This is a genomic window from Alteromonas sp. CyTr2 (assembly GCF_947311905.1).
GTDB classification, from domain to species: Bacteria; Pseudomonadota; Gammaproteobacteria; order Enterobacterales; family Alteromonadaceae; genus Alteromonas; species Alteromonas macleodii.
In genome coordinates this window covers 24,929-51,344 of the sequence record NZ_CAMZMZ010000013.1, presented here as the reverse complement: position 1 = coordinate 51,344, position 26,416 = coordinate 24,929, and the positions used below count along the sequence as shown (strand labels likewise).

General features: G+C 45.2%; 24 protein-coding genes. 19 read left to right on the top strand and 5 right to left on the bottom strand.

All coding sequences use genetic code 11. The annotated features are described in order from the left end of the window. Nucleotides 1-134 precede the first annotated feature (134 nt). The 3 genes from QME20_RS09270 (at nt 135) to QME20_RS09260 (ending at nt 1,789) form a co-directional block, all read left to right on the top strand. Nucleotides 135-386, top strand: coding sequence for a succinate dehydrogenase assembly factor 2 (locus tag QME20_RS09270; RefSeq protein ID WP_014950112.1), 252 nt, complete (start codon nt 135-137; stop codon nt 384-386). Between the two features lie 121 nt (nt 387-507). Next, nucleotides 508-903, top strand: a complete 396-nt coding sequence (locus QME20_RS09265; RefSeq protein ID WP_049586634.1) for a hypothetical protein — start codon at nt 508-510, stop codon at nt 901-903. A 13-nt stretch (nt 904-916) separates the two neighbouring features. Continuing rightward, nucleotides 917-1,789: a MaoC/PaaZ C-terminal domain-containing protein gene (locus QME20_RS09260; protein WP_039228294.1), complete on the top strand. Its 873-nt coding sequence runs from the start codon at nt 917-919 to the stop codon at nt 1,787-1,789. Between the two features lie 311 nt (nt 1,790-2,100). On the opposite strand, the gene nadB is transcribed toward QME20_RS09260, so the two are convergent. Next, complete coding sequence (gene nadB / locus QME20_RS09255) at nt 2,101-3,786, bottom strand: L-aspartate oxidase (protein ID WP_281715822.1); 1,686 nt, start codon at nt 3,784-3,786, stop codon at nt 2,101-2,103. Between the two features lie 197 nt (nt 3,787-3,983). Between nadB and rpoE the strand changes: the two genes are divergently transcribed. The 10 genes from rpoE (at nt 3,984) to QME20_RS09205 (ending at nt 13,472) form a co-directional block, all read left to right on the top strand. Then, nucleotides 3,984-4,562: an RNA polymerase sigma factor RpoE gene (rpoE, locus tag QME20_RS09250; RefSeq protein ID WP_012518957.1), complete on the top strand. Its 579-nt coding sequence runs from the start codon at nt 3,984-3,986 to the stop codon at nt 4,560-4,562. Nucleotides 4,563-4,661: 99 nt separating this feature from the next. Next, nucleotides 4,662-5,243 (top strand): RseA family anti-sigma factor, encoded by a 582-nt coding sequence (locus QME20_RS09245; protein WP_014976995.1) that lies wholly within the window; start codon nt 4,662-4,664, stop codon nt 5,241-5,243. 123 nt (nt 5,244-5,366) lie between these two features. Further along, nucleotides 5,367-6,551 (top strand): MucB/RseB C-terminal domain-containing protein, encoded by a 1,185-nt coding sequence (locus QME20_RS09240; protein ID WP_239219173.1) that lies wholly within the window; start codon nt 5,367-5,369, stop codon nt 6,549-6,551. An 18-nt stretch (nt 6,552-6,569) separates the two neighbouring features. Beyond that, complete coding sequence (locus QME20_RS09235; protein ID WP_039228286.1) at nt 6,570-7,031, top strand: SoxR reducing system RseC family protein; 462 nt, start codon at nt 6,570-6,572, stop codon at nt 7,029-7,031. A gap of 323 nt (nt 7,032-7,354) precedes the next feature. Further along, nucleotides 7,355-9,151, top strand: coding sequence for a translation elongation factor 4 (lepA, locus tag QME20_RS09230; RefSeq protein ID WP_202942250.1), 1,797 nt, complete (start codon nt 7,355-7,357; stop codon nt 9,149-9,151). Further along, the gene (gene lepB, locus QME20_RS09225; protein ID WP_281715821.1) at nt 9,151-10,053 is read left to right on the top strand and encodes a signal peptidase I; all 903 of its coding nucleotides are present in this window, start codon (nt 9,151-9,153) and stop codon (nt 10,051-10,053) included. The genes lepA and lepB overlap by 1 nt, the downstream gene beginning before the upstream one ends. After that, nucleotides 10,053-10,739: a ribonuclease III gene (gene rnc, locus QME20_RS09220; protein WP_281715820.1), complete on the top strand. Its 687-nt coding sequence runs from the start codon at nt 10,053-10,055 to the stop codon at nt 10,737-10,739. Before lepB ends, rnc begins: the two co-directional genes overlap by 1 nt. After that, nucleotides 10,726-11,670, top strand: a complete 945-nt coding sequence (era, locus tag QME20_RS09215) for a GTPase Era (RefSeq protein WP_281715819.1) — start codon at nt 10,726-10,728, stop codon at nt 11,668-11,670. Before rnc ends, era begins: the two co-directional genes overlap by 14 nt. 226 nt (nt 11,671-11,896) lie before the next feature. Next, nucleotides 11,897-12,535, top strand: a complete 639-nt coding sequence (pdxH, locus tag QME20_RS09210) for a pyridoxamine 5'-phosphate oxidase (protein WP_014950101.1) — start codon at nt 11,897-11,899, stop codon at nt 12,533-12,535. A 115-nt stretch (nt 12,536-12,650) separates the two neighbouring features. Next, the gene (locus tag QME20_RS09205) at nt 12,651-13,472 is read left to right on the top strand and encodes a TatD family hydrolase (protein WP_110289207.1); all 822 of its coding nucleotides are present in this window, start codon (nt 12,651-12,653) and stop codon (nt 13,470-13,472) included. A gap of 17 nt (nt 13,473-13,489) precedes the next feature. On the opposite strand, the gene QME20_RS09200 is transcribed toward QME20_RS09205, so the two are convergent. Then, a complete protein-coding gene (locus QME20_RS09200; protein WP_014950099.1) occupies nt 13,490-14,206 on the bottom strand; it encodes a hypothetical protein in 717 nt (238 codons plus the stop codon). Between the two features lie 118 nt (nt 14,207-14,324). On the opposite strand from QME20_RS09200, the gene serB reads away from it, so the two are divergent. Further along, a complete protein-coding gene (gene serB / locus QME20_RS09195) occupies nt 14,325-15,308 on the top strand; it encodes a phosphoserine phosphatase SerB (RefSeq protein ID WP_039231744.1) in 984 nt (327 codons plus the stop codon). Between the two features lie 171 nt (nt 15,309-15,479). Here the strand turns inward: serB and QME20_RS09190 are convergent, their stop codons facing one another. Further along, on the bottom strand, nt 15,480-18,005 hold the full coding sequence (locus tag QME20_RS09190; protein ID WP_014950097.1) for a PilZ domain-containing protein: 2,526 nt from the start codon (nt 18,003-18,005) through the stop codon (nt 15,480-15,482). Between the two features lie 189 nt (nt 18,006-18,194). Between QME20_RS09190 and radA the strand changes: the two genes are divergently transcribed. Continuing rightward, on the top strand, nt 18,195-19,562 hold the full coding sequence (gene radA, locus QME20_RS09185) for a DNA repair protein RadA (RefSeq protein ID WP_014950096.1): 1,368 nt from the start codon (nt 18,195-18,197) through the stop codon (nt 19,560-19,562). A gap of 108 nt (nt 19,563-19,670) precedes the next feature. Here radA and QME20_RS09180 read toward each other — a convergent pair whose 3' ends face one another. Continuing rightward, a complete protein-coding gene (locus QME20_RS09180; protein WP_281715818.1) occupies nt 19,671-20,078 on the bottom strand; it encodes a PilZ domain-containing protein in 408 nt (135 codons plus the stop codon). A gap of 191 nt (nt 20,079-20,269) precedes the next feature. Further along, nucleotides 20,270-21,937: an energy-dependent translational throttle protein EttA gene (ettA, locus tag QME20_RS09175; RefSeq protein ID WP_281715817.1), complete on the bottom strand. Its 1,668-nt coding sequence runs from the start codon at nt 21,935-21,937 to the stop codon at nt 20,270-20,272. A 292-nt stretch (nt 21,938-22,229) separates the two neighbouring features. Between ettA and lpxD the strand changes: the two genes are divergently transcribed. The 4 genes from lpxD (at nt 22,230) to ribD (ending at nt 26,407) form a co-directional block, all read left to right on the top strand. Then, on the top strand, nt 22,230-23,258 hold the full coding sequence (gene lpxD, locus QME20_RS09170; RefSeq protein WP_281715816.1) for a UDP-3-O-(3-hydroxymyristoyl)glucosamine N-acyltransferase: 1,029 nt from the start codon (nt 22,230-22,232) through the stop codon (nt 23,256-23,258). A 154-nt stretch (nt 23,259-23,412) separates the two neighbouring features. Then, the gene (gene glyA, locus QME20_RS09165) at nt 23,413-24,669 is read left to right on the top strand and encodes a serine hydroxymethyltransferase (RefSeq protein ID WP_049586601.1); all 1,257 of its coding nucleotides are present in this window, start codon (nt 23,413-23,415) and stop codon (nt 24,667-24,669) included. A gap of 98 nt (nt 24,670-24,767) precedes the next feature. After that, nucleotides 24,768-25,217 (top strand): transcriptional regulator NrdR, encoded by a 450-nt coding sequence (gene nrdR, locus QME20_RS09160; protein WP_012517538.1) that lies wholly within the window; start codon nt 24,768-24,770, stop codon nt 25,215-25,217. 50 nt (nt 25,218-25,267) lie between these two features. Then, on the top strand, nt 25,268-26,407 hold the full coding sequence (ribD, locus tag QME20_RS09155; RefSeq protein WP_281715815.1) for a bifunctional diaminohydroxyphosphoribosylaminopyrimidine deaminase/5-amino-6-(5-phosphoribosylamino)uracil reductase RibD: 1,140 nt from the start codon (nt 25,268-25,270) through the stop codon (nt 26,405-26,407). Nucleotides 26,408-26,416 lie beyond the last annotated feature (9 nt).

Here is a 26,416-nt window from a genome sequence, read left to right as displayed (position 1 = left end):
TATTCAAGGGCAATACATGGGAATGTGCGCAGATTAAGTTCTATTTAGTTTGCCTATCTGACCAAAAGAGCAGTGATCCCCACGCATAGGGCATGGTATTATTGTTAGCGAATAAAAAACGGTATGAAAGACATATGTTTGAACCAAAAAGATTAGCGCGATTAAAGTGGGCGTGTCGCAGAGGCATGCTAGAATTAGACGTACTTTTACTTCCTTTTGTGGAAGAAGCCTTCGATTCTTTAAGTTATGAAGATCAAGAAACATTTGAACGTTTACTTACCAGTGATGACCCTGATTTGTTTGCATGGATCATGGGACACCAGAAGTGCGAAGACCCTGAACTAGCCGCCATGGTGGCGACTATCGTCAACCGTGTCAAAGTATAGAATTTGCATTACGCACAATAGGTTTAGAAGGTTATTTGGGGAAGTATGCGTTGCTGTTTGTCTTTTCGCAGCATTGTGCAGCCTTCCTCAATACTTGTGGTCTTGGCTGAGCTTCTCAAAATTGATAGCGCTTGTTGCTGCTGCAACTACGTTAGTTATTTTCTGGCGTCTTTATGACGCGTTTAGTAACAAAATTTCTGCTACTCAATACGCTCTCTCTTTGACCAGCGATGGTATTATCCGGGTTGTTGACGACAGCACGCTCCCACTGGATTTGCAAAGCATGCCAAAAGGTAGCTTGTTAGTTGATGCTCAGGTCGACGGCACATCAATGAACATTCATCATTCTTCCCAGCTCTTTACTTGGGGGCTGTGTATCAATGTGCTGCGCCAAAAACGCAGATGGTTTGAAAAAGATCATAGCCATCTCGCTTGGATCTTAAAAGGTGAGTGCTGCGAAGCAGACTATCGCCGGTTGGCTAGAGCCATTATCTTGGCCCGAAAAGCAACGCCTTAAAGGAATTAAAAAGATGTTTCGTGAGTATACCAAAGCGTTATTTAAACGCGTTGACGCCAGGCAGCTTATGCAGTTTAAACCGCCTACGTTGCCTCAGCGCATCTATACCAAAACGCTCAATGTCGACAATGTGCACTACGCTTCTTTTTGTCAGGAAGTTGACTGGCCGGCAAATGAGCATGTCCATCCACTTTATTTGCAGATGCTTTCCTTACCATTGCAAATGCAGTGTTTGCTGGACAAACAAAGCCCATTTCCATTGCTTGGCCTTATTCACGCCGCTAACAAAGTATCGGTAATAGACCATTGCGATTTAAGCGAACCCTTTGAATGTCGCGTGCGCTTTCACGATGTGAGACCGCATAACCGAGGTTGGGAAGTGGATGTGATGTTAGAGGCGCTGCAGGCAGGGAATCTGGTTTACAGGGCGATAAGTAGTTACTTAGTGAAGGTGAAAGCCGTTCATGTAGCTCCACTTGGTGCTAAAAATGACTTACATGACGATTGTGAATTAGAGAATAGGGCGCTCATCGGCGAAATTAGTGCCTCGGCTAATACAGGTCGCCGCTATGCAAAGCTTTCTGGTGACTATAACCCTATTCACTTGTCTGCAATATCTGCCAAAGCATTTGGGTTTAAACAGCCTATAGCGCACGGCATGTGGACATTGTCACGCGCTGTGTCGGCGTTTGTAAGTCATCAAGACTTCAGACAATCTATGAGCGTAAAAGAAGTAAATTGCCGCTTTAGAAAACCCGTGTTTTTGCCCTGTGACATCCATATTCAACAACACTGTAAAACGGATAATAGTGTGCTAATAGACGTTACCGATAGTAATGACAGCCTTGTGCACTTATCTGCTAGTTTAGTGTTTAATCAGGCCTGAATTAACGTTTAATCAGGTGTAGAGCTGTAAAAGATAAGCGGGAGATAACCTAAGGTTAATACCAATCTGCATAGATCATTGCTCACTCAGAAGGCGCTGGCAAGTTTCCTAGCAAAGCGTGTGAATTTGAAAGGGAACAGACTGGTTAAAAACTGTGGACGGTGAAAAGAGAGCATGCTGCGATGCTCTCTTTTTGTTTGAGTGTTTTATTGAGCGCTAAATGATGCTGTGTGAATGTATTGTCCAGTTATTAAAGAAGGCGCATTAACATTAGCGCCTTCTTTAGACTGATATAGACCTTACTTTATGCACTAGTCGGCATCGGCGAAGCTGTCTTGAGTAATTAGCGAGCCAACGTCGGCGCCCGACAGCTGTTTTCTGGGAATAAGTATTGTAGGAACGGGGTTGTCTAACTGTTCAGGGTAGTCCAAATTAAAGTGTAACCCTCTGCTTTCCTTTCGCTCCATCGCACATCGCACAATGAGTTCTGCAACCGTAACAAGGTTTCGAAGCTCTAGTAGGTTATTACTTACCCTGAAGTGAGAGTAATACTCAGTAATCTCTTGCTCTAATAGCTTAATGCGGCGCATGGCCCGTTCAAGGCGCTTATCCGTGCGTACAATACCTACGTAATCCCACATAAACAGCCTAAGTTCGTGCCAGTTATGTTGAATGATGACTTCTTCGTCAGAGTTAGACACTTGGCTCTCATCCCAAGGCGCAATTGACTCTTCACAATCTGCACTGGGCAGATTTTTAATAATGTCTTCTGCAGCCGCACTCGCGAATACAACACATTCTAGTAGTGAGTTAGACGCCATGCGGTTGGCACCGTGCAGCCCGGTATAGGCCACTTCGCCGATAGCGTATACATTATTCAAATCGGTTTTGGCATTAAAGTCAGTCATTACTCCGCCGCAGCTGTAGTGCGCTGCGGGCACAACAGGAATAGGTTCACGGGTTATATCGATACCAAGCGAGCGGCACTTTCGATAAATATTTGGGAAGTGCTTAACGATAAAGTCAGCAGGCTTATGACTGATATCCAAGTACATGCAGTCAGCGCCCAATCGCTTCATTTCATAGTCAATTGCGCGAGCGACTACATCGCGCGGCGCAAGATCGCCACGCTCATCAAATTTATGCATAAAGCGGGTACCGTCGGCGTGGCAGAGGTTTGCGCCTTCGCCGCGCAGCGCTTCTGTAATCAAGAAGTTGCGCGCTTGCGGGTGGAACAAACAAGTAGGATGAAATTGATTGAACTCCATATTCGCTACGCGACAACCTGCGCGCCACGCCATAGCAATGCCGTCACCACTGGACACATCGGGGTTAGAGGTATACTGATATACTTTGCTACCACCGCCTGTAGCTAGTGCAATAAACGGTGCACGAATTACCTCTACGTGTTCTTGTTGTCTATTCCAAACATAAGCACCCACCACGCTGTTCTTTTCTTCCTTTGAAGGAATGAGATCAATGGCGTTATAGCGCTCAAATATGTGGATGTTTGGATGGGTCGATACCGCGTCGTTTAATGTAATTTGAAGCGCTTCGCCTGTGGCATCTGCAGCGTGAAGAATTCTCCGGTGGCTGTGTCCACCCTCGCGGGTAAGGTGAAAGCGCTCCTCACCAGATTCACTTTTTTCTGTATCAAACGGTACACCGTAGCTGATAAGCCACTCAAGTGACGCCTTTGCTCGTTCTGCAGTAAATCTTACGGCTGGCTCTTCGCAAAGCCCAGCACCTGCAGCAAGCGTGTCTTTTACGTGTGCGTCTATGGAGTCTTGTTCATCGAATACTGCGGCAATACCACCTTGTGCATAGCGGGTAGAGCCTTCATTGCGGTCACTTTTACTAAGTACAATAACCTGACAATGGTCGGCAAGCTTAAGCGCTAAGCTCAATCCTGCCGCGCCACTCCCAATAATCAATACGTCACAACGGTGTTCTATTGCATTTGATGTGGAAGTTAGTGAAGACGATACAGATTTCATGTATTTTTATATCAATTCAAACGAGCAAAGGTTCGGCAAGTCTAAAGGATGAGTAGCAAAACACAATCATTCTTGCCCCCTAGCCTAAGCATTTTTTTAAATATTTAATGCTTTTACAGAACTTTTGTAAAAAGAACGCGTCTATACACATGCTTGTTAGAGCTATTGTGTAGTTGAAGTAGGGAGTAATGGCTCGAATGAGCGAGCAGATAACCGACCAACAACTGGTCGAAAAAGTACAGCGTGGCGATAAAAATGCGTTCAACTTGTTGGTAACTCGTTACCAACATAAAGTGATGCATCTCGTTTCTCGCTATGTGAAAAATACCGGTGACGTTGCTGATGTAACGCAAGAAGCGTTCATTAAAGCCTACCGTGCCTTACCTAATTTTCGTGGCGACAGTGCATTTTATACTTGGCTTTATCGCATTGCGGTAAACAGTGCCAAGAACTATCTTGTATCTCAAGGTCGCAAGCCGCCTGCAAGCGATGTCGATGCTGACGAAGCAGATTTCTACGAAGGTAGTGATGCATTAAAAGAGCAATCTACACCCGAGCGAAGCCTGTTATCTGAGGAAATTGAAGAAACCCTGTTTAAGGTAGTTGAGAAGCTGCCGGACGATTTACGTATGGCGATAACGCTGCGTGAAATTGAAGGGTTGAGCTATGAAGAAATCGCGAACGTTATGTCGTGTCCTGTGGGTACGGTGAGATCCCGTATTTTTAGGGCTCGCGAGGCGATTGATAAAGTTATTCAACCGTTGTTAGAAAATTAAAAAGAAATAAAATCAAAAAAAGATGAACTTTCTTTTTTCCACGATGACTAACAGCTGTGTTAGGGTAGTTAACGATCACTTTGATCTGGAAATGAATATATGACGCAACAGCAAGAAAAATTGTCCGCATTCATGGATGGTGAGATAGAAGGCAATGACATCATCGATGCGATTAAGCAAGATGAAGCGCTTCAGGCCAAATGGCAACGTTACCATGTGTATCGCGGTGCAATGCGAAAAGAAGCAAGTGTTGCTCCACAGTTGGACATCACCGCAAGCGTAGCAGCTGCGCTTGAAAACGAGCCAGCTATAGTCGCACCTAAACGCTCGCGCTGGCAGTCGATACCATTGATTGGCAATGTCGTTCCTTTTGCGAAGCAGTCAGGCCAGTTTGCAGTAGCTGCGTCGGTGGCAGTGGCAGTTATCTTTGGTGTTCAATACACTAATCAAGAAGCGCCTACCGAGCCATTTATGACAGCGCCAACGATTGCTCCTCAAGGTGGATTGTCTCCAGTGAGTTTGGAACAAACCAGAACGTTACCACGTAACGACATGAATGAAATGCTTGAGAAGAAGCGCAAAATTAATGCATTGATTGCTGATCATGAGCAGCAAATAAAGCTTAAGCAAGCGCAAGAGGACGAAGGTGAAAGCGAAACAAGTGGACCAGAGCGCCCATAAGTTATCGCAGCCAGTCAACATTAGTTGGAATGTGCTTTCGCAAGTAAATTGCGACTGACATACATTTCATATTTTAATCATACCAGCATATACTGCTGGTATGTTTGTTTTAAGGCGGGAAAAATGCGCTGTAGTTCTATCCTTGCACTTTTTTTCATTTCGGGCGCGGCTATTCAGCCCACTGTTGCCCAAACCACTTCGCTGAGCGAAGAAACGAAAGCTCCTATTATCCCAGTCCAAAACGTGAATGATGGCGACGTTAAATTAGACGCTAACCCAGAATCAAACACGAGAGCTGGCCCACTAGATGAAGCCGATCAAGAAGAAGCAGTGCGAGAAGACGTGATTCAAGAGCAACTTGAACAAAGTCGAAGCGAGCAAAATGCATCTGCTTCTCGCACACGAGAGCCTCAATCGGCCAATCAGTGGCTAGCTGAACTTCAAAACATTATAACCAATGCCAATTTCCAAGTGTCTTTTGTGCAAACTATTGCAGGAAAGGAAACCGTTCCATATTTATGGCGCCACGGGATAATGGAAGATGGTTCTGAATTAGAGCAGTTAAATCTTCAAAATGGACCAGGCCGCGAGCTTATTCGTGTGAACGATGTGGTGAGTGTATTTGAGCCAGATGTACAACCCTATAGCTTGCGTTCAAAGCATATCAACGGTCCAATACCAAGTGTATTATTGTATCATCCTGAACAGCTTGCCGAAGCCTATGAGTTCGTCGCTGTGGGAAGAGCGCGGGTGGCAGGACGTTCAGCGCAACAAATTCGAATAGTCAGCCGAGATAACACGCGATTTGGTTATCAACTGTGGCTGGATGAGTCGTCTGGTATGTTGCTCAAACTGAACATGCTTGATTTGCAAGGGGCGCTATTAGAGCAGATTCAGGTCACGGCCTTTGCGATATCGCCAGAGCCTGCTGATTATTTCTCACGAATTAATTCTGCGTCGTTACCCGCGCCCATGGCGCTGAGCAACACGCCAAATCGTGCACACAAATGGGATGTCACCTATTTGCCGGCTGGCATGCGAGAAATAAAGCAAGATACAAGACGATTGGCCTTAACAGGACAGATTGTAGAATATAAACTCTTTTCAGATGGATTGGTTGACGTATCTGTGTATGTTCAGCCTGCGGAAGATGCGTTAGGTGAAACGCTGGCGCTGCGCAATGAAGTGAGTACGTTCTTAACGTTGACAGACGGCAAAGCCCAGGTGACAGTGGTGGGAGAAATACCTTTGCAAACCGCTAACGCTATTGCTACGTCTTTACGCCCCGTCAGCAGTGTAAGTGAATAACCGCTTAATTGAGTAACAATGATAAGAGAAACCGCCACCGTAGTTGCCGTTAATGGTGATACGGTCACCGTAGAAGCAGCGATTAAATCGACCTGTAACGCATGCCAAGCACAAAGTGATTGTGGTACCGGCGTTATTTCTCGTGCGCTTGCACCGAAAACGCAGCAGTTGACGCTGCGTACTCCCATGCCTGTGCGGGTTGGCCAAGAAGTGACTGTAGGCATACCGGAAGCAGGTATTTTAAGTGCATCGGCTTGGTTGTATTTGCTACCGCTTATAGCGTTTATCGGGGCATATTCGGTGTCGATATCATTACTTAGTAGTAACGGATTTACTCACGAGTTATGGGCCATGCTGCCAAGTGGGTTAGTAACCTTCTTTACCTATAAGCTAATTGCTTACAAGTTGCGTCGTGTAGAACGTACGAAATATCAACCTGTCCTATTGGGTCAACAAGAGCACAGTGCAGTAGAACATTGATTTTTTGAAGGGCTTTACGCTGCTCAATGGTTTAATACAGGACTGCTCCATACGAGGCCGTTTTATACGAGGCCAATTTATACGAGATTATAGTGTTAACTCACGCTCATCAATGTAGCCAAGTTTTGAGATAGGCCGAGGAAGTCACGTCAGGTTGCCACTTCCATTCGTTATGTTTCTTGAAAGTAATAATTTTTCCACCACGCCAATTCGCTTTTCGCGCCAGAAATGGGTAAAATCCGCACGCGCTGCGTATAACCCTTTAAGCAAGGCAAGCAGCATTTTTTGTTTAATGAATTTTTCTGCAGGTAATTTCCAGCATTATGCAACAATCGCACATTCGTAACTTCAGTATTATCGCCCACATCGACCACGGTAAGTCTACGCTGTCAGACCGTCTAATCCAGCATTGTGGAGGGCTAACAGACCGTGAAATGGCTGAACAGGTTCTCGACTCAATGGACCTGGAAAAAGAGCGCGGTATTACTATCAAAGCGCAAAGCGTAACGCTGAACTACGAAGCGCGTGACGGTGAAACTTATCAGCTTAACTTCATCGACACTCCTGGACACGTTGACTTTACCTATGAAGTATCTCGTTCTCTTGCTGCCTGTGAAGGTGCGCTTTTGGTTGTTGATGCAGGTCAGGGCGTAGAAGCACAAACATTGGCAAACTGCTATACCGCCATTGAGATGGATATGGAAGTAGTGCCTGTACTAAATAAAATCGACCTGCCTCAGGCTGAACCAGACCGCGTTGCAGAAGAAATTGAAGATATTGTTGGTATCGATGCACTGGACGCTGTGCGCTGCTCAGCAAAAACTGGTATCGGTATTGAAGATGTACTTGAAGTTATTGTAAATAAAATTCCGCCGCCAGAAGGTGACCGCGAAGCGCCACTTAAGGCGCTGATCATCGATTCTTGGTTTGACAACTATCAAGGCGTTGTTTCACTGGTACGTATTGTCGAAGGTCAGTTGAGTAAGAAAGATAAAATTCAAATTATGTCTAACGGACAAACTCACCAGGTGGATAAAATTGGTGTGTTTACGCCTAAACCACTCGATACAGGCACATTAAGAGCCGGTGAAGTAGGCTTTATCATTGCTGGGATTAAAGATATCCAAGGCGCGCCTGTGGGCGACACCATTACCTTGGCACGTGAGCCAGCTGACGCAATGCTTCCTGGCTTTAAAAAGGTTAAACCACAGGTTTATGCCGGTATTTTCCCAATAAGCTCTGATGACTACGAAGATTTCCGTGATGCCCTTGCGAAATTAAGCCTGAATGACGCTTCACTGTTTTATGAGCCAGAAAGCTCCGCTGCGCTAGGTTTTGGATTCCGTATTGGTTTCCTTGGCATGCTGCACATGGAAATCATTCAAGAGCGTTTAGAACGTGAATATGACTTAGGTCTTATCACCACTGCGCCAACGGTAATTTACGAAGTAGAAACAACCAAGGGCGAAATCCTTACCGTAGATAGCCCAGCAAAACTGCCTCCGGTAAACGATATTGCAGAAATTCGTGAGCCGATGGTTGAAGCCAATATTCTTGTGCCACAAGAGTATCTAGGCAACGTAATTACACTTTGCGTTGAAAAGCGCGGTATGCAAACCAACATGACATACCACGGTAAGCAAGTGGCGGTAACTTATGAGCTGCCAATGGCAGAAGTGGTGCTCGATTTCTTCGACCGTTTGAAATCTACGAGCCGTGGTTTTGCATCGCTTGATTACAACTTTAAGCGTTTCCAGACATCAGACATGGTACGTGTTGATATTCTTATTAATGGTGAACGTGTAGACGCGTTAGCGGTAATTACGCACAGAGAAAACTCTCAAGGCCGTGGTCGTGAGCTGGTCGAAAAGCTTCGCGAGCTTATTCCACGACAAATGTTCGATATCGCTATTCAGGCGGCTATCGGTAACCATATTGTTGCTAGAAGTACAGTGAAACAGCTACGTAAAAACGTAATCGCGAAGTGTTACGGCGGTGACGTAAGCCGTAAGAAGAAACTACTTCAAAAGCAGAAAGAAGGTAAAAAGCGAATGAAGCAAGTGGGTAATGTTGAATTGCCACAAGATGCGTTCCTTGCAGTATTAAAGGTGGGCAAATAATGGCTAATTACTTCTCCTTGATTTTGGTGGCACTCACCTTAATAACAGGATTAATCTGGCTAGTGGATAGCCTAGTGTTTGCACCAAAGCGAAAAGCACGTTTACAGGCTGCGGCAATCGCAGAAGGAGCGGGCTATGGAGAAGATCCTCAGCTGCCGTACCTTGTTGATACTTCGCAACAGATTTTCCCTGTTATTGCTTTCGTATTAGTATTGCGTTCGTTTTTATATGAACCATTTCAAATTCCTTCAGGTTCAATGATGCCTACCCTGTTAGTGGGTGACTTCATTTTGGTTGAAAAATTTGCCTATGGCGTGAAAGACCCGGTTTTCAGAAGTAAGCTTATTGAAACTGGTGTTCCAGAGCGTGGTGATGTGGTTGTTTTCAAGTACCCTGAAGAGCCTTCAATAGACTACATTAAGCGCGTGATCGGTTTACCGGGCGATACTGTGGTTTACCAAAATAAACAGGTTTATATCAAACCGAAGTGTGAGACTGGTAACAACTGTCCTAAATTGAAAGCCGTACCGCTGACGTTCCAAGAGCGTGGTGAGTTCGTACAAGACATGGCGCAACTTATGCGTTACACCGAAGATTTAGGCACAGTAGAGCATGACATTTTGCGTCACCCAGTGCGCGAAATTTCGCCGGTTAATTTTTATACCCAGCCTGGAACGCGCAGCAATGAGTGGATTGTACCAGAAGGTCAGTATTTCGTGCTAGGCGATAACCGTGACAACAGCCGCGACAGCCGTTTCTGGGGTTTTGTGCCAGATGCAAACTTGGTTGGAAAAGCGGTGGCGATTTGGATTTCATTTGAATTTGAGCGCAGCCCGTCAGACTTCCTTCCAACTTGGGTACCAACAGGTGTTCGATTTGAGCGAGCAGGTGGCATTCATTAATGCAGGGAATTGATAAATATCGTCGTCTGTACAAGGCGATAGGCTACACATTTACCAATGAAGCTCTATTGGAGCAAGCGCTTACTCATCGCAGTGCGGCTAAACAGCACAACGAGAGACTAGAATTTTTGGGTGACGCTATCTTAGGCATGATTGTCGGGGAAACGCTGTTTAAACGTTTTCCAACGGTGCCAGAAGGCAAACTCACACGAATGCGCTCTACTTTGGTTAAAGGAGACACACTGGCAGAACTTGCAAAGGAAGCCAGCGTGGGTGAACTACTTAACTTAGGTCCCGGTGAGCTCAAAAGTGGTGGTCATCGCAGGAGTTCGATTTTAGCCGATGCAGTTGAAGCTATTTTGGGCGCAATTTACCTCGATTCCGGTATGGACGAGGTACGAGGCGTTATAGGCCGTTTATGGGAAACCCGCATAAACAAACTAGACCCTAATGCCCACCCTAAAGACAGTAAAACTCGTCTCCAAGAGTTTTTACAAGGTCGTAAACAAGCGCTGCCAACCTATGAAGTGCTATCTATTTCAGGGAAAGATCATGCTCAGACTTTTGAAGTTAGCTGTCAGGTAGAAAGTCTACCAGAAGCGGTAGTGGCGTCTGGCAATAGCCGCCGAAAAGCAGAACAAGAAGCTGCTCGTTTAACATTGGAGAAGCTTGATGACAACGCATGATGAATCGAATTTGCCAGAAACGCCTGATATTCAAACTCGCTGTGGCCTAGTTGCCATAGTAGGTCGCCCTAATGTGGGTAAATCGACCTTGCTCAATCGCTTGCTAGGTCAAAAAGTAAGTATAACTTCGCGTAAACCGCAAACTACTCGCCACCGCATTCTTGGTATAGACACCGACGGTGATTATCAAGCGATTTACGTTGATACCCCTGGGCTTCACCAAGACGAAAAGCGCGCGATCAATCGCTATATGAACCGCGCGGCATCAAGCTCTTTGGCTGAAGTTGGCCTTGTTCTTTTTGTTGTAGAGGGCGACCGATTCAACGCCGAAGATGAAATGGTATTAAGTAAGGTTAAACAAGCAAACCTTCCTTGCTATCTCATCGTAAACAAGATGGATAAGGTTGAAGATAAAGAAAACTTTATGGTTCACCTTAAAAAGCTTGGCGAAAAGCACCCGTTTGAGCACATGATCCCTATCAGTGCTAAACAGGGCCGAATGGTTGACGAAATTAGAGAGTTAGTGGCCAAGTCGCTACCTAAAAGTGAGTTTTTCTTCCCAGAAGATTACATTACTGACCGCTCAAGCCGCTTTATGGCTGCTGAAATCATTCGCGAAAAGCTTATGCGCTTTACCGGCGATGAACTGCCTTACTCTACTACTGTGGAAATTGAGCAATTCAAAATGGCTGACAACGGTGTTTATCGTATCAGCGGTCTGATTTTGGTAGAGCGTGAAACCCAAAAACGCATGATCATCGGCAAAGGCGGAAAGCATTTGAAAACCATTGGTGAGCAAGCGCGTAAAGATATGGAAAACTTGTTCGACAACAAAGTATTTCTAGAACTTTGGGTGAAAGTGAAACAAGGCTGGGCTGATGATGAACGTGCTCTACGCTCTCTAGGTTACGGTGACGACAGTAACTTCTAGTTCACGCTAATATTATCTTTATAACGCTAGTTAGCTGTAACTGGCGTTATATTAGCACGTTATATTAGCAAAGATAGTGAGTCAGCATTTTCGCCAAGTGGTGTAGCTGATGGCTTGTGGACAACTACCTCAGTTAGATGCGCTTATGTGAGCATTTACACGGTGGTTTATTTACTCGGTTCCAACATCTCTAGCAGGCACAACAACTTCTTTTTAGGAGCGGTATATGGCAATTTCAGATATGCGCAGGCAGTACTCAAAGGGCAGTTTGAGTGAGTCAGATATTACTTCAAGTCCATTTATCATGTTCGATAAATGGTTAAAAGACGCCATAGACGCCGGAATTCCTGATCCTACTGCAATGACGGTTGCCACCGTCGATGCCAACGGCCAACCCTCTCAGCGTATTGTTTTGTTAAAAGATGTCAGTGAAAAGGGCTTTGTGTTTTTCACTAACTTAGGCAGCCGTAAGGCACAAGAGTTAGCGGTAAACCCTAAAGTGTCGTGCCACTTTCCCTGGTTTTTTATGGAGCGTCAGGTTCGCGTATGTGGCAGCGTTGAAAAGCTTTCTGTTTCTGAGAATGCTGCTTATTTCTTTTCGCGACCGAAAGACAGTCAGCTAGCAGCGTACGCGTCAAAACAAAGCAAACCTATTGGCAGCAGGGAGCTTCTACTGACCCAGTTTAAGCAGTTAAAAGATAAGTTTGCTAACAAAGAGCTTCCCGTGCCGGACTTTTGGGGCGGTTTCAGGATCGTGCCTCATCAAATTGAGTTTTGGCAAGGTGGAGAAGATAGGCTACATGACCGCTTTGAATACAACAAAACTGAAGATGGCGCGTGGGTAACACAGCGCCTTATGCCGTAGGGAATACGTTCACCTTTCGTTCCCGCTAAAGTACTTCACTAGAATGTGAGCCCGTTTAACTATTGAGCTTGTAGATAGCGTGCGGCGAGATAAGTAACAAGGAGGCATCGAAACCGTGATTGATAGTCATTGCCATCTCGACTTACTTGCACAAAAGAAAGATCTTAGAGTTGCATTAGAAAGCGCCAAAGCCGCAGGGCTTACCCGCATCATGGCGCCTAGCATTACCCCCGAATCTTGGCAGGCGTTACAAGCGCTCAATGAACGCTATGAAAGCCTTTTATCTATTGATACTGCGCTTGGACTCCATCCTTATTTTTTAACTGGCAGTGAGCTTGAAAAGCCAGAGCAAACACTCAAGAAGAGTCTTCGTCAACTTGAGGACGCTACGGCTAACTTGCACCCTTCGGTAAAAGCCGTGGGGGAAACAGGTATCGATGGGCATATAAGCGTGCCATTAGCGCTTCAAAAGGAAGCGCTACATAACCATTTGAAACTTGCCGATAAAGTATCGTTACCCGTAATTTTACATCACAGAAAAAGTCATCACCTGCTAGTTGAAGCATTGAAGCAAACCAAATACCAAGGTATAGGCGTTGTACATGCTTTTTCAGGAAGTATTGAAGCGGCCAAAGGGTATATTGAAAGAGGGTTTTACCTAGGTATAGGCGGTACGATTACCTATGAGCGTGCTCAAAAAACACGAAACACCCTTGGGTTTTTGTTAGAACACCATTTTGATAAATTGCTTTTAGAAACGGATGCCCCGGATATGCCCATGTGCGGTAGACAAGGAGAAGCAAACGAACCTCGTTATTTATCAGATGTCGTTGATGTTATAAGCGACCGCTATGGCATGTCACATAAAGAAATAGTGTCCACCACCACAGCGAACTACACTCGACTATTTAATATTGATGCTGGAAGTGAAGCATAGACTTCCAAACTAGCTATCTAGCGCTTCTCTTTATTTCTTTTTGATTCGATTACCTGAATAAACCATGGACGAGATTTATAAAAGGCCCGGGTTAGGTAAATACCTAGCATGAGCGCTAAAAAGACGAGAATACACGCAATAAGAGCAAGCTGGTAACGCAATGTCAGTGGACTCTCGAGGACAGCCTGCGTGTTCATGTGAATATTCACATAACCTAGTAAATTTTCATTATCGTCAGTGATAACGCCAACATAGGTTAGCGGCGTTACACTTTGCGACTGACTCATCGACACCACACTGGCAATTTGAGGCAAAGGAGCAATATACCTCCCGTCCTTATCAAACACAGACAAGGCAAGAATGTGTGGCTCGTCGACCAAAATAGAGGCGACACTTTCAATATACTCCCGTTGAGTGAGAGTATCAGATAGCGCGGAATCTACATTGTTCTCAGTTTCCTGATTCGAAAGTGCGTCAGCGATAAAGGCAGGTTGTAGCAGTTTTGCATACTGCCTTGCTATGCTCTCACCAGAGAAGCGAGTTTGCACGGTAAGCCAGTCGTTTTGGTATTGTTGGAATAACAGAAGCAATACCACTATCAAAGCAAACACCGCACTAACTACTATTGTGTGGAACAATCGCTTTAGAACTGTGTACAACGAATGCGAGTCATTCTTTGTTTGTGAAGCTGCTTTGCTTAGCCCGTCTACCAATTCGCTTTTCCATAAAGTCACGAGGGTTGCCTAACAGTAGGATAATTCGAAATAATTTAAAAGGAGATATTTTATTAGTTAGCCTAATTGGTTAGCATTAGAGCACCATTTGCCAATCACCGCAGTTTCTGTGTGCGTTATGAAAGACACTCTTCTTAATAATATCGATAATGACGATATCCATTTAGCTTCTTTTTTGTCTCATGTAGTTAGCAATAGTCACAACGACAGTGCGTATTCACATACGTTAACCGTTATTGGTCAAGCTGTAACACCTTATCTACTGCACAGCGTTTTAATTAAACTCAACGATGTGTTTACTCCTTCTAGCGCTGCTTTCCATCATTTACACAAGCAAATGGGGGATGATGTAATAGAAATTAGAGGTGCTTTGCAAAACACTGAACTTGAGCAGATTAAGCCACTGCTGGGCGACGTATCCAAGGCATATAATGTTGATGTTGGTTTGCAGGGCTCTCGCCCCTCATTGTCTGAGCCAGGACTACTGGTCATGGACATGGATAGCACTGTCATCGCGATTGAATGTATCGATGAAATAGCTAAATTGGCGGGTGTTGGCGAGCAGGTGGCAGAAGTTACCGCTAAGGCAATGCGTGGAGAAATTGCGTTTAATGATAGCTTAACGCATAGAGTGGCCTGCTTGGAAGGCGTGCCAGTTAGTCACCTTAATCAAATTCGTGACAGCATACCTATCATGCCCGGCATTCAAGCCTTGCTTACTCACTTGAAACAGCATAATTGGAAATTAGCGATCGCCTCAGGTGGATTCACCTTTTTCGCTGACCACCTAAAAGCAAGGCTTGGACTCGATTTTGCCATTTCTAACACGCTTGCGGTGAAAAACGAGCAGCTGACTGGAAAAGTAGAGGGTGAAATTGTCAATGCAGACGTTAAGGCGCGAACCGTAAACGCCCTTGCCGAGAAGTGGCAAATTTCAGCCAAACAAACCGTTGCTATGGGGGATGGGGCTAACGATTTGGTCATGATGGCTGAATCAGCGCTAGGCGTGGCGTGTCACGGTAAGCCACTGGTTAATGAAAAGGCGGATGTGGCAATCCGCATTGGCAGTTTACATAGCCTTCTGTATTTTCTAGACAAGTAGTTAACGAGAGTCTGTAATACAAGCGCTAGTTTTGGGGCAATAAAACTAGCGCTTCACACTTTATCGATTACCTTTCACCGGCCACAAGTTTTCAAAATCTTGTGATTAAAATCCTCCCGTGATGGGTCTTAACCTACGGGCTCATTTAAATTGATAGGCTTTGCGATTTCACTACGCGTTGCGCGCAATGGCTTTAGGTTGAACCGCACTTTTTAACGTTTTATTAGCCGTGATATCTTCTACTGTAAAGCCGTATCTTATAAGCACTTCATCTGTGACATCGACCAGGTGAGAACACGCTGCAATACTCCACATTTTCTTCTCTAGCTCACGGGCCCGGTGCATGGCGTACATGGTGACGTAATTGATTTCCGTTTGCAGCATGGTCATGTCTGGCTTGCCAGTTGTGGTTAGCATGACATGAATAGCTACGAACTGGCCGCGAACCATAGCTTCTCTAATAAACGCTCGGCGCTGCTCGTTATTTTCGAATTTATCGGAATAGCGAGGAATGATCGCCATTCGCGGCTCTTTTTGTGATGCATCGAATGAGATAAATAATTCCTGTCGCAACGGCATATTTTCAAGCTTAACGGCCTTAATGCCACTTTGTACAAAAGGTATATCTTGTTTTCTGTCTCTAAAGAGAAACTCTAAATTCACTTGCCCACGTTCGGCGTATTGCGTGGTTAGGGTGGTTATGCGTTCGTCCTGCTTTCCAACAATACAAGCCTGTGGAGTGTAGCGAACACCTTCCTTACTCATTAAGAAGGATAGGGAAGTAGCGTTTCGCGCATTAATACATCGAAGCGCCTGTCCCATGCCTGGTACTTCTTCTTCGTCGTTCTCTACTTTAAGGCTGCCTTTGTTCTTTTTAATCAGTTCTTCAAAGAAGTTTCTAGCACTTTTGCCTTCGTCGCCCGGCATAGTTTTTAAATGAAGAATGTTCTTGTCGACATTGTGATAAATGATTTCGTATTGCAAATGCATGACATCAAAGGAACTGGCAATTTCTTGCAGACGAGGGAAAGCGACTTCTACTTTGCCCTCTAAATTACCTTTATATTCTTTGCTCAACTCTATACGAAGTCCAAGTCCATGCACCGAAATATCTTCGCTGATCCCTTTGTGCACCAGTTCTTCATTATTGAAGCGAGCTTCAATTTGGGTTCTCAGCTGATAGCGACTTTCAATGCGTTGCTCTTCATATTTAAACCTGACAACCTGAACATTCGAAGGAGCGCGATTGCGCGGATGCCCAAAATTTCGCAGATGAGAGAGGTTTTCTCGATTAAACTTAAACTCGTTGTAGGTCTCTTGCCCTGTTACTGAGGTTACATCGGTTACGTGTGCCAAGAATCGCAGGTTTTTCAGCTTTGACATTAGTCGAGCCGATGGCGGAGTGTTCAGTTTTTTAACTTTATTACCGACAGAATCCGGAATGGAAAGCGGAATATGGGCCTGCTCAGGGTCAACCTCTGTTAAGGTTATTTTAAATACACGCCAACTCGCTTTTTTAGAGCCAAACCCTAAAAATACTCGGGTTAGTACGTCTTTTTGCAAGAGTTCCTCGTAAGACGCTGAGTAAAAGTAGACCTTGTCGTTCTGCAAATGAGTAAAACTAAATACGAAAATCTCTCTTACTTCTTCTGACTTCTGCAATAAGCGCATAAGCCTTTCCTGGGTGAGTAAGAAGTTCAATCGACAGTTATCGTCTTCGTCTTGCCAATACTGTACGGTTTCGCGGTTCACTTCGTTAACCATAGCAAACCGGGGAACCAGCGTTTTATTAATGACGTCTATATACACCGGCAGCGTGGGGCTACGCGGCGAAAAGTACTGCTCACAAATTTTACTGGTAATCGCCTCAATCGTATTGCTCATATTAACTTTATATCGGCGTTTATTGCCGTGTATAAAGCTTTCTAAGAATTTGTCGAATGCGGGGCTTGGCTTTTCTTTATCTCGTTGCAAGGCAAGATAGTTAACATCGTTTTTAGTTATTATCTTTACGAGCTTATATGCAATGCCATTCTTTTTGTCCATGGCAAATTCATTCTCTAAGCCCCTAAAGAATATAAACAGCGTTTCTCCTTTTTTGAAAAACGCGTCTTTAGAGAGTTTTACCTGCAAGCCTTCAAGAGATATATCAACACTCAAACCGCGCATTGATTGATTGGCGCTATTAAATAACTCTACAGCCACAGCGAAGTTCATGCGTTCAGTGTTGCGCTGTCTGTAATCAAGCAGGTTTACGGTAGGAACTTTAAACTGCTCCAATACTGCCGAGCGCTTTTTGAGTTCAGGATTTTCTTTATCAGCGCGTTCTTGTGCGAGTTCTTTTTCGCGCATTAAGCGAAAGTTGTTTTCGGTGTTTTGTACCGCTTCGTAAACACCGTAAGTATATCGGCCAAATACCCTCAACTGCTCTTCAAACTTGTCAACAGCGACGTCATCCATGTAATGGCTACGTCCTTCGTGTACATATTTATTGCACTTTCCGTCAACATGACCACGCAAGTCTATGGTGCGCATACAGGGTTTGGCTAGGCGTTTCACTTCCATTTTGATGAGGAAGCGCTTTTCTTTCGGCACATCAGATGCAGTTTGAAGCAATACCTGGTTAAACTCCGGCTCATTAACCATGGGCTTTAGCTGTTCAATAATATCAGCATATTGCTTTAAATCTTGACTCATGAATGCGCAACTTTGTTGTTTAGTATCATTATTTTAGTTGTTATCGGCAAATCAGCAAAACTCATTAACCCGTAAAGTCGTTATACTTTTGTACCGTTTTACTGGAGGAGAACTGACCTTAGGTTTGTGCTTATTTCACCGTTGTTAAGTGTTAGAATACTCTTTTTAAGCAATGGATAAAACTGGAATATGGCAAAACGTAAAACTGCTTATGTGTGTTCTGACTGCGGTGCAGAGTTCCCTCGCTGGCAAGGTCAATGTTCGGAGTGTAAAGCGTGGAATACGATAAGTGAGTTTGTGGTTGCAAGTGCCAAAAGTGTCGCACGCCAAACCACGTCAGGCTATGCTGGGCAAACCGCTGCCAAAATTGAGACATTAAATGCAATAGATCTCGAATCACTACCGCGATTCTCGTCAACATTTAAAGAGCTAGATAGAGTGCTAGGGGGCGGGATAGTCCCTGGGGCAGCTATGTTAATTGGTGGCTCGCCAGGTGCAGGCAAGAGTACGCTTCTGCTTCAAGTAATGTGTCAGATGGCAAAAAGTGAAACCGCGCTTTATGTCACGGGGGAAGAGTCGCTTCAGCAAGTCGCCATGCGAGCAAAGCGCTTAAATCTACCTGACGACAAGCTGATGATGTTAGCCGAAACAAACGTGGAAACTATCTGCGATTTAGCCCTTACGAAAAAGCCTAAAATTATGGTTATCGACTCTATTCAGGTGATGCACGTGTCAGACGTTCAGTCTGCGCCAGGCAGTGTGTCGCAAGTACGAGAAAGCGCGGCGTATTTAACTCGCTTTGCCAAGCAAAATCATATTGCTATGTTCATTGTTGGCCATGTAACGAAAGACGGTAACTTGGCGGGTCCGAAAGTTCTTGAGCACTGTATCGACAGCTCTATGATGCTGGAAGGAGAAAGTGATGGTCGCTACCGTACGCTTCGAAGTCATAAAAACCGCTTTGGTGCGGTAAATGAGCTCGGCGTGTTTGCCATGACAGAAAAAGGCCTTAAAGAGGTAAGCAACCCATCGGCCATATTTTTAAGTCGAGGTGACAATGAAACGCCAGGGTCTAGCGTTATGGTTATCTGGGAGGGCACCCGCCCGTTACTTGTAGAAATACAGGCGTTGGTAGACTATTCGCAGATGTCGAACCCAAGGCGAATCGCTGTAGGGTTGGATCAGAACCGTTTGTCTATGCTGCTCGCGGTTTTGCATCGCCATGGCAATGTGCAAATGAACGATCAAGACGTTTTTGTCAACGTGGTAGGCGGTGTAAGAGTATCAGAGACCAGTGCAGACTTAGCCTTATTATTGGCCATGATTTCAAGCTTTAGAAATCGCTCGCTGCCCAGAGATTTAATTGTATTCGGCGAAGTCGGGCTAGCCGGCGAGATTCGCCCGGTTCCTAACGGAACGGAACGCATTATCGAAGCAGCGAAACATGGTTTTAAGCGGGCGATCGTGCCAAAAGCCAATGCGCCTAAGCAAGCCATTAATGGTATGAAAGTGGTGCCGGTAGCGCGCTTATCTGAGGCGTTAGACGCGCTTGAGTAATGCGAAAGGCTCAACATTTAAGTAAAGTGTTGACGGTGCCTGTTAAATTGAAAGGCCCATTTAATAGGCCTTTCCTGCATTAAACGAGTGAAACGCGTTTTTTAAAGGTTAATGTGGCGCCTGATAAACCGCATTAACTAATGCATTCAGGTCTTTCTCTTCAATACTGGCGTCGTCGCTGTTTAAGGTAATTAAACGGCGAAGAGCGCTAATGCTGTCTACATCCATTCGTTCAACTTTACAGCCTAATGAAACCCGTTCTTTTCTACTGTCGGCATGACGATACAACTGCGAAATAGAGAGGGTTATTACAGGACTGTCTTCATTTGCTTGGAAGGTAGCAGTATAAGGGTCGTGACTGTCGAAGGGTAATTGTGACAACGCCGTTTCGGTAGCTTGAAGTTTAATGCCTTGAAGCGATACGTCGCTGACTACCACATCAATACTAATGTCATTGTGTGCTAGTGTGCCATTTACATTCAGTGACACCCGTTGAAATTGGCGCTTGTCCGTCATTTTTCAAATACCCAGTTATCATTAACGCTGTTATACCAGTCCGCATGGGTAATGACCTATGCGAACTGGTATTAGTATTGGCTAATTTGCGAGGGTTCGCAATGAAAAGCGAACAAATAAAAAAGCCGCTATCAGCGATAGCGGCTTTAGGCGTAAAGCAGAGATACAGATCTTACATCTCTGATTTTGTGTTATTTAGACATACGCTTATATTTAAGGCGGTGCGGTTCAACCACATCTTGTCCAAATTCTTGCTTCAACCAGCTTTCGTAGTCTGAGTAGTTACCTTCGAAGAAGTTGATGTTACCTTCATCGCGGTAATCCATAATGTGTGTTGCTACACGGTCTAGGAACCAACGGTCGTGCGAGATAATCATGGCACAGCCTGGGAACTCCAACAACGCGTTTTCCAAGGCGCGAAGTGTTTCTACGTCTAGGTCGTTGGTTGGCTCATCCAGTAGCAATACGTTACCGCCTGCTTTAAGCAGTTTCGCAAGGTGAACACGGTTACGCTCACCACCTGACAAGTCTTTGATGAACTTCTGCTGGTCGGTGCCTTTAAAGTTAAAACGGCTGCAGTAGGCGCGGCTGTTAATTTCAAAGTTACCAATGCGAATAATGTCTTGTTCGTCAGAAATTTCTTTCCACACGGTGTTGTTTTCGTTCATGTGGTCGCGGAACTGTTCTACCGCAGCAATTTGAACGGTTTCACCTAAATCGATGGTGCCTGAATCAGGTTTCTCAGCACCGGTAAGCATTCTGAACAAGGTTGATTTACCCGCGCCGTTAGGGCCAACGATACCTACAATGGCACCCTTTGGTACTTTAAACGTTAAGTCGTCGATAAGTACGCGATCGCCATACGACTTTTTAAGGTTGCTTACTTCAATAACCTTGTCACCTAAGCGTTCACCTGGTGGAATGAAAATCTCATTGGTTTCATTACGCTTTTGGTAATCGCTGGTAGATAGTTCTTCAAAGCGGGCCATACGAGCTTTACTTTTAGCATGACGACCTTTCGGGTTTGAGCGTACCCACTCAAGTTCCTGTTTCATGCTCTTCATACGCGCCGTTTCGGTACGCTCTTCTTGCTCAAGTCGGTTTTCTTTTTGCTCCAACCAAGAAGAGTAGTTACCTTCCCACGGAATACCTTCACCACGGTCAAGTTCTAAAATCCAACCTGCAACGTTATCAAGGAAGTATCTATCGTGGGTAATAGCGACTACCGTACCTTCATAATCGTGAAGGAAACGCTCTAGCCATGCGACTGATTCTGCGTCTAAGTGGTTAGTGGGTTCGTCTAGAAGCAACATTTCAGGCTTTTCTAGAAGTAGGCGGCACAGCGCTACACGGCGGCGTTCACCACCAGATAGTTTGCTAACGTCCGCATCCCACGCTGGAAGGCGAAGGGCATCAGCAGCACGCTCTAATGCATTTTCTAAGTTGTGGCCATCTTTGGCTTGAATAATAGCTTCTAACTCGCCCTGCTCTTTAGCAAGGGCGTCAAAATCAGCGTCTACTTCTGCATAAGCTGCATATACTTCATCTAGGCGAGTTAATGCGTGTTTAACGTCGGCGACGGCTTCTTCTATATTGCCGCGAACATCTTTTGTTTCATCAAGCTGAGGCTCTTGTGGAAGGTAGCCCACTTTTAAGCCCGGTTGAGGACGCGCTTCACCTTCGATGTCGGTATCTACGCCGGCCATAATGCGAAGTAAGGTAGATTTACCTGCACCGTTTAGACCTAGCACACCAATTTTGGCGCCTGGGAAAAAGCTAAGTGAGATATTTTTTAGAATGTGTCTATTAGGTGGGACGATTTTGCCCACGCGATGCATACTGTAAACGTATTGCGCCATGCTCTATCCTCGCTGAATAAGCGGTGAAAAATAAAAAAGTGATTGTGGTCTATTCTACTCGTAACAGGGTAGTTTGTGCCAGTTACTTACGCTTAGTGTATTTGTGCTTGGCGATATTTTAATCACTCATGCCAAAAAGATCGATTTATGCATCGGTTGGCGAGTTGATTTAAGGTAAACTTGTTTTTATAAGCATGAGTAAACATGGGCTTTAGGGTGAGCTAGCAAACAGCAATAAAGAACCCAAAGCGATAGACTCAACACTATTCATATCTCTGAACAGGTAATTATGATGACCGCTATGAGTAAACGCACATACAGTCTGGAAGAGCTTGCCAAACATGTAAGTGGGGAAGTGCAGGGCGATGGAAACATTACTATCTCTGCAGTAGGTACGTTATCCGGTGCAGCATCGCACCAAATTTCGTTTCTGACCAATCCTAAATACAAGCCGCAGTTAAAAGATACTCAGGCTGGTGCGGTAATTCTGCACAAAAACTTAATAGATGATAGCCCAGTTCCAGCGTTGGTTGTGGCAAACCCTCATGCAGCGTTCGCCCTTATCGCTCAGTTGTTTGATACTACTCCAGCGGTAGCGACAGGTATTGCTGAGACAGCGGTTATTGCGCCATCTGCCCGCATCGGCAGTGATGTATCGCTAGGCCACAATGTAATCATTGAAGAGAACGTGGTTTTAGGCGATAGAGTTACTGTAGGCGCGAATACGGTTATTCGTAGAGGTACCCATATTGGTGAAGGCTGTACCATTCACCCGAACGTAACTATCTATCATGACGTTGTGATTGGTAAGCGCGTGACAATTCATAGCCAAACAGTTATTGGTGCGGCAGGCTTTGGTTACGCAAATGATAAAGGCGTTTGGATCCCTATTCCACAAACAGGGTCGGTTCGCATTGGTGACGACAGTCAGATTGGCGCAAGCAGCAGCATTGACCGCGGCGCCATGGAAGATACGATTTTAGGCACTAACGTTATTATCGATAACCAAGTACAAATTGGCCACAACTGTATTATTGGTGATCACTCTTGTATTTGCGGCGCTACAGGTATTGCTGGTAGCTGTCATATCGGCAAGCACGTTATTATCGGTGGTGGAGTGGGCATTAATGGCCACATTAGCATTTGCGATAATGTTCAGGTGACTGGCTATACCATGATTGTACAAGATATCACTGAACCGGGCGTTTATTCTTCTGGCCAGCCAGCACAAACCAACCGTGACTGGCGCAAAAATACGGTTCGCCTTGCCAAAATTGGTAGTTTATTTGACCGTGTTAAGGCCTTAGAAAAACAGGTCTGATCTCGCGCTGGCGCAGGTATTTCGTTAAACCTGCGCCATTTATATTAATTTGGTCACAAAGCGGTATACAAGCCCCCGAAAATGACTAGAATATGGCTCGAATTTGAGCAATCAGTGCGTAACGCCATATAAAAACCGCAGTTAAGGAGCCCCCATGTTTTCTCGCGAAATGAATATAGCCGACTTCGATCCTGAATTAGCCGATGCAATGTCTAAAGAGGTTGAGCGTCAAGAACATCACATAGAGCTAATTGCCTCTGAGAACTACTGTAGCCCACGTGTAATGGAAGCACAGGGTTCGCAGCTTACTAACAAGTACGCGGAAGGCTACCCAGGCAAGCGTTACTACGGTGGTTGTGAGCACGTAGACGTTGTTGAACAACTTGCTATCGATCGTGCAAAAGCACTATTCGGTGCAGACTACGCGAACGTTCAACCGCACGCTGGTTCACAAGCTAACTCTGCCGTATTCATGGCACTACTTGACGCAGGCGATACGGTATTGGGAATGAGCCTTTCTGAAGGTGGTCACCTTACTCACGGTTCACACGTAAACTTCTCTGGTAAAACCTACAATGCTGTACAGTATGGTCTGAACAAAGAAACCGGTGAAATCGATTACGCTCAGGTTGAGGCACTTGCTAAAGAGCACAAGCCGAAAATGATTATCGGTGGTTTCTCTGCGTATTCTGGCATTGTTGATTGGGCGAAATTCCGTGAAATCGCTGATAGCGTTGGCGCGTACTTGCTCGTAGATATGGCGCACGTAGCAGGTCTTGTAGCAGCGGGCGTTTATCCAAACCCGCTTCCCCATGCTCACGTGGTAACAACGACTACTCATAAAACCCTTGCTGGCCCACGTAGTGGTTTAATCCTTTCTTCATGCGGCGATGAAGCGATTTACAAAAAGCTAAACAGCTCTGTATTCCCAGGCAACCAAGGTGGCCCTCTTTGCCACGTGATCGCAGCTAAAGCGGTTGCATTCAAAGAAGCACTACAGCCAGAATTTAAAGTGTATCAGCAGCAGGTTGTTGCAAATGCGAAAGCTATGGTTTCTGTAATGCAAGAGCGCGGTTATAACATCGTTTCTGGCGGTACTGACAACCACTTATTCCTTCTTGACCTTATCGACAAGGACATTACCGGTAAAGATGCTGACGCAGCACTTGGTGCCGCAAATATTACGGTAAACAAAAACTCAGTGCCAAATGACCCGCGTTCACCGTTTGTAACCAGCGGTCTTCGTATTGGTAGCCCAGCGATTACTCGCCGTGGTTTCAAAGAAGAACAAGCTAAGCAAGTTGCAACATGGATTTGCGACATTCTAGATAACATGGGTGAGGAGTCTGTTATCAAACGTGTTCAAGACGAAGTGGTTGCACTTTGCGCACAATTCCCTGTTTATAAATAAATAGGTTTGTGTTTTATTGCGTACTTTGGTACTAATGCTGGACTAACTAGTCTAGGTTCAATTTAGATACCTAAGTACGCAATATTTAAGGATTATTCATGTTTTGCCCGTTTTGTTCAGAACAAGAAACAAAAGTCATTGATTCTCGTTTGGTTGCAGAAGGGCAACAGGTGCGTAGACGCCGTGAATGTATGGTGTGTCACGAGCGCTTCACGACCTTTGAAAGTGCCGAACTCGTGATGCCTCGCGTTATTAAACGCGATGGTTCTCGTGAACCGTTTAACGAAGATAAACTTCGTGCAGGCTTGCAACGCGCACTCGAAAAGCGCCCTGTGAGCACAGAAAAAGTTGAACAATGTATCCTCTCACTTAAGTCACAGTTGCGCGCAACCGGTGAACGCGAAGTGAGCAGTGAACTGCTCGGCAACCTAATTATGAAAGCCCTCAAAGAACTCGATAAAGTTGCTTATGTCCGGTTCGCCTCCGTTTATCGCTCTTTCGAAGATATTCGTGAATTCGGAGAAGAGATTGCACGATTAGGAGATTAAGTCGGCGACCTCTCAAACATCAGGCACTTAGGGCTACAACAGGAATCCAAGTGAACCACGATACGGTTAAAAACGATTATTTTTGGATGGCAAAAGCCATTCAGCTTGCCCAACAAGGGCGTTTTACCACTTCTCCTAACCCTCGCGTAGGCTGTGTAATTGTTGACGAAAACAATCAATTGCTCGGTCAGGGATATCACATTCAAGCTGGTACACCCCATGCCGAAGTGCATGCATTAAGACAAGCATCTAACGCACGTCCGCAGGGCGCAAAGGGCGCGACGGCATACGTTACACTTGAACCTTGTAGTCATTTTGGTCGCACACCGCCTTGTGCTGTTGCCTTGGTAGAAGCAAAGGTAGCGCGTGTTGTTATTGCTATGACCGACCCGAATCCAAACGTATGCGGTAACGGTATTAGCATTCTGCAGGAAGCAGGCATCGAAGTGGTAAGCGAAGTGATGGCTGCTGAGGCCGCAGCGCTAAACCCCGGGTTTATTAAACGCATGCTTACCGGTAGGCCCTTTGTTCGCGTGAAATTAGGCATTAGCCTAGATGGAAAAATAGCCCTTCAAAATGGGGTAAGTCAGTGGATTACTGGTGCAGAAGCAAGGCGGGATGTGCAACAGTATCGTGCACAAAGTTGCGCAGTATTGACGGGTTCGGGTACGGTGAAAGCCGATAACCCTAGTTTGTTGGTTAGAGAACAAGAAGCACAGTTCACTAATTATCCTCTGGAACACATTCGTCAACCAGCCCGTGTGGTTGTAGATAGCAAAAGTAAGCTTAGTAGAGACTACACACTTTTTAACGACGGCAATATTACGTTCACGGCGACGTCACAGGCTCACCCAGACACCGCTACTCAGCACTATCTCCAACTGGACGAAAAAGACGGTAAACTCAATTTACATTCACTTATGTCAGCACTAGGCGATAAGCAATATAATGAAGTGTGGGTGGAAGCAGGCCCAGGCCTTGCCGGTGCATTATTGCAAGAAGGGCTGGTGGATGAACTTATATGCTACCAAGCGCCTAAGCTTTTAGGTGATAAGGGAGTCAGTATGGTTAATTTACCCGCGTTCACGTCGCTAAATGAATGTATTTCGCTTTCGCTTATTGAAAATCGTCAAGTGGGTAACGATATTAAGCTTATCTTCCGTCCTGATGTTAGCAACACCCGTGGTTAACGCGATTAA

Coding starts and splice junctions, on each gene's coding strand:
- QME20_RS09270 (WP_014950112.1), top strand. CDS start 135: ATGTTTGAACCAAAAAGATTAGCGCGATTAAAGTGGGCGTGTCGCAGA.
- QME20_RS09260 (WP_039228294.1), top strand. CDS start 917: ATGTTTCGTGAGTATACCAAAGCGTTATTTAAACGCGTTGACGCCAGG.
- nadB (WP_281715822.1), bottom strand. CDS start 3,786: ATGAAATCTGTATCGTCTTCACTAACTTCCACATCAAATGCAATAGAA.
- rpoE (WP_012518957.1), top strand. CDS start 3,984: ATGAGCGAGCAGATAACCGACCAACAACTGGTCGAAAAAGTACAGCGT.
- QME20_RS09245 (WP_014976995.1), top strand. CDS start 4,662: ATGACGCAACAGCAAGAAAAATTGTCCGCATTCATGGATGGTGAGATA.
- QME20_RS09240 (WP_239219173.1), top strand. CDS start 5,367: ATGCGCTGTAGTTCTATCCTTGCACTTTTTTTCATTTCGGGCGCGGCT.
- QME20_RS09235 (WP_039228286.1), top strand. CDS start 6,570: ATGATAAGAGAAACCGCCACCGTAGTTGCCGTTAATGGTGATACGGTC.
- lepA (WP_202942250.1), top strand. CDS start 7,355: ATGCAACAATCGCACATTCGTAACTTCAGTATTATCGCCCACATCGAC.
- lepB (WP_281715821.1), top strand. CDS start 9,151: ATGGCTAATTACTTCTCCTTGATTTTGGTGGCACTCACCTTAATAACA.
- rnc (WP_281715820.1), top strand. CDS start 10,053: ATGCAGGGAATTGATAAATATCGTCGTCTGTACAAGGCGATAGGCTAC.
- era (WP_281715819.1), top strand. CDS start 10,726: ATGACAACGCATGATGAATCGAATTTGCCAGAAACGCCTGATATTCAA.
- pdxH (WP_014950101.1), top strand. CDS start 11,897: ATGGCAATTTCAGATATGCGCAGGCAGTACTCAAAGGGCAGTTTGAGT.
- serB (WP_039231744.1), top strand. CDS start 14,325: ATGAAAGACACTCTTCTTAATAATATCGATAATGACGATATCCATTTA.
- QME20_RS09190 (WP_014950097.1), bottom strand. CDS start 18,005: ATGAGTCAAGATTTAAAGCAATATGCTGATATTATTGAACAGCTAAAG.
- radA (WP_014950096.1), top strand. CDS start 18,195: ATGGCAAAACGTAAAACTGCTTATGTGTGTTCTGACTGCGGTGCAGAG.
- QME20_RS09180 (WP_281715818.1), bottom strand. CDS start 20,078: ATGACGGACAAGCGCCAATTTCAACGGGTGTCACTGAATGTAAATGGC.
- ettA (WP_281715817.1), bottom strand. CDS start 21,937: ATGGCGCAATACGTTTACAGTATGCATCGCGTGGGCAAAATCGTCCCA.
- lpxD (WP_281715816.1), top strand. CDS start 22,230: ATGACCGCTATGAGTAAACGCACATACAGTCTGGAAGAGCTTGCCAAA.
- glyA (WP_049586601.1), top strand. CDS start 23,413: ATGTTTTCTCGCGAAATGAATATAGCCGACTTCGATCCTGAATTAGCC.
- nrdR (WP_012517538.1), top strand. CDS start 24,768: ATGTTTTGCCCGTTTTGTTCAGAACAAGAAACAAAAGTCATTGATTCT.